The sequence below is a fragment of the Bacillus sp. LR--39 genome (assembly GCF_053613335.1).
In genome coordinates, this window is sequence record NZ_JBSIOT010001108.1 from 1 (window position 1) to 627 (window position 627).

At 48.8% G+C, this 627-nt stretch carries 1 protein-coding gene; it reads right to left on the reverse strand.

From position 1 onward, the window contains the following. Window positions 1–627, reverse strand: a 627-nt coding sequence (gene spoIIIAE / locus ACWHAR_RS28765; RefSeq protein WP_452088658.1) for a stage III sporulation protein AE, incomplete at both ends; no start/stop codon positions are given.

The following is a 627-nucleotide window of genomic DNA, read 5'->3' on the forward strand; positions in this document are numbered from 1 at the left end:
GAGAGACACAATAGCGAGAGCTGCAAAAATATAAATGACGCTTTTGCTGATGACGTCGAGGCAGGTGATGACGGGCCCGCCTCCTAGCGGCTGAAGAATCGCGGCTGCCAGCTTATAAATAAAAGCGAGGGAAAGCACTTTGATTGCCGGAAATGCCGCGATACAGATCAAAATAGCGACACCGAGAATCCCTACCGTATTTTTCAGCAGTAAAGAGGCGCTGATTACTGTATCTGTTGCGTCTGTAAACATTCGGCCAAGCACAGGAATAAAATTTCCGGTTATAAATTTAGCCGTCCTGAGCGTAATGCCGTCTGTCACTGCAGCTGAGGCTCCCTGAACAGAGATGACGCCGAGAAAGATGGTAAGAAAAACAGCCAGCGCTCCGATAGCGATATTTCTGAGCAGGTTAGCCAGCTGCGTTACTTTGTATTGTTCGGTCATGGTGCTGACAATGCTCAGAATCGCTGATAAGAAAATCAGCGGCATGACGATATTCTGAATCAAGAGACCGCTCGTGTTCATCAGGAAGAGGATAACAGGATGAAAGAAGGCAGCAGATACAGCTCCGCCTGAGGAAGCCAAAAGCGCCAAGAGGAGCGGAATGAGCGCCAGGATAAAGCTGGT